The organism is Allobosea sp. P4_C6, from assembly GCF_056402015.1.
Genome location: NZ_JBFUIF010000192.1, coordinates 1 through 2,231, shown reverse-complemented (window position 1 = coordinate 2,231; position 2,231 = coordinate 1). Strand labels below are relative to the sequence as shown.

Here is a 2,231-nt window from a genome sequence, read left to right as displayed (position 1 = left end):
CCGGAAGAGGCGGCCGTCGGTCCGTTGACGCCGATCTCGCCCGAGTCAGCCCAGCCCACGCCGGCGTTGAGACCGACATAAAGACCAGCCCAGGTGAACAGGGGCACGTAGACGGGAGCGGGAGGCGCGGCCTGGCGGCTGGGAAGATCGGCCGCGAAGGCCGAGGTTGCCAGGCAGGTTGCCAGCACAGCAGTGGAAACGAGGCCTAGACGCATAATACTCTCCTAGGGTGATTTCGTCCGCCTAACCGTTGCACATGAAATTTCAGATGCGAAGCGGAATAATTGGCAACGCCGGCTAATCAACCAGCTTAAATCGTTGAGGGTGGCATTTCAGTCACTCGGTGAGATTAAAGGTAATTCCTTTTCTCGACGCGCGTCCTGGATAGATTTCGCTGCGATGCGTCTTTCGCCGAGCCTGAAGAGATCTGTTGAAAAACATCCCGCTCCCGCGAGAATATCACCCCGATGCGCTGCGGCCTGGCGGGGGCGATCCCCGGCCCCCCGCAGGGGCCTGGACCCATTCAGGTTCGTCCGAGCTATGGAGGCAATTTCACGATCGGTGACGGTGAGATTGTCTCCATCGAGTGCACGCCCGCACCCGTGCCGCGAGAAGGGTCTTCAATGTTTGCCATGCACCCCACGAAGTACTACGAGCGGTTCGGATACGCTGGCGGAACGTCCAGGGATCTCGGCAAGCGCTACGGCATCAAACCACGACCTCGCGAAGTGGAAGCCGCGGACTGCCGCCGTGTTCGGCGCTGATCCCAAGACTGCTTTTGCGCCCTTACGGGGTCAAAACTTGCACGCCGAACATACGAAAAGGCCGTGCAAGGCGAGTGGCGAGAATCACCGGTGCGGCAGCGGCTTGATAGGAGAATCTTCTCCACTGCCCTAATGGTCCGAACCGTGATTGATAATGGGTGCGGTTGTYGATGCTAATGAAGGAGAGCTATTGCGATGAGCTACATTCAGCGCGTCTTGCAGCCCAGTGAGCAGGTCCGGCACATCTCGTCCATTCATTGGATAGTCTACTGGCCCGGTGCTGGGGTTGCGCTCCTAGCGGGGGTCGCTTTCTGGCTCAGCAGGTCGGAGTTTATGCCCAACCTCTGGCGTTATGCAGGATATGCCCTTGCGCTCGTTGCCGCGGTCCTCCTGATCCAGCAGTGGCTCCACTCGTGGGTCACCGAGATCGCAGTCACCAACCGACGGGTCATCTACAAGAAGGGTCTCATCCAGCGGGAGACCAATGAGATGAACATGGACAAGGTCGAGAGCGTCCAGATCGATCAATCAATCTTGGGGCGCATGCTCGACTATGGCAACGTGACGATTCTTGGCACCGGCGAAGGATTTGAGACGCTTCGCACCATCGGCAAACCCATCGAGCTTCGAAACAGTATCACTGGAAACGACGCATAGGCGAGCGGAAACTGCCAACACGCCCGTGCGATTCCGGCCCGTTTGGAAGGCCTGATCCCACTCGTGGGTTCCGCCCCGGCCCTGGCTACGCGTGCCGCTGCGCTGACGGCAGTGCCCAGAGCCGGGGCGGAACGTGGCATCAACGCGAACCATGTCTGCGAAAACCCGGAACGGCTCCAACCTGCGTGACCAACGCGCACCCGCCTCAACGCCGCTACAGACCCTCGCCGGGACCGTGGAGCGGGTGACCTTCCACAATGCGGACACCGGCATTGCCGCAATCCGAGTGAAGGCTCGGCAGGCGTGATCTCGTCACGGTGGTCGGTCACGCCGCGACGATCGGTGCGGGCGTGTTCGTGACGACTTCGGGCATCTGGATCACCGACCATACCCATGGCCTGCAATTTCAAGGCGCAGGTCTTGAAGGCCACGCCGCCGACGGGGGGCTGAGGGCATCGAGAAATATCTCGCCTCCCGGCAAATGCGGGGCATCGGCCCAGCGATGGCGAAACGCATCGTGGCGCTGTTCGGGGACGCGACCTTGGACATCAAGAGGCCGAGCCCGACCGGCTGATAGAAGTCGGCGGGATCGGTCCGAAGCGTGCCGAACGCATTGTGTCGGGATGGGCCGAACAGAAGGCCGTCCCGGAGATCATGATCTTTCTGCACGCCCACGGCGTCGGCACGGCACGGGCAATCCGCATCTTCAAGACCTACGCTTATGACGCCATCGCTGTGATGACCGATGACCCTTATCGGCTTGCCCGCGACATTCGGGGCATCGGCTTTCGCACGGCGGACTCAATCGTT

1 protein-coding gene and 2 pseudogenes are annotated in these 2,231 nt (G+C 60.9%); 2 read left to right on the top strand and 1 reads right to left on the bottom strand.

Going from position 1 to position 2,231, the window contains the following annotated elements:
• Window positions 1-215: pseudogene (locus AC1DVA_RS27795) on the bottom strand (hypothetical protein); the annotation flags it as partial.
• A gap of 744 nt (window positions 216-959) precedes the next feature.
• Between AC1DVA_RS27795 and AC1DVA_RS27790 the strand changes: the two are divergent.
• Together AC1DVA_RS27790 and AC1DVA_RS27785 are read left to right on the top strand one after the other, a co-directional pair.
• A complete protein-coding gene (locus AC1DVA_RS27790; RefSeq protein ID WP_265055364.1) occupies window positions 960-1,421 on the top strand; it encodes a PH domain-containing protein in 462 nt (153 codons plus the stop codon).
• A gap of 151 nt (window positions 1,422-1,572) precedes the next feature.
• Window positions 1,573-2,231 (top strand): annotated as a pseudogene (locus AC1DVA_RS27785) (helix-hairpin-helix domain-containing protein); the annotation flags it as partial.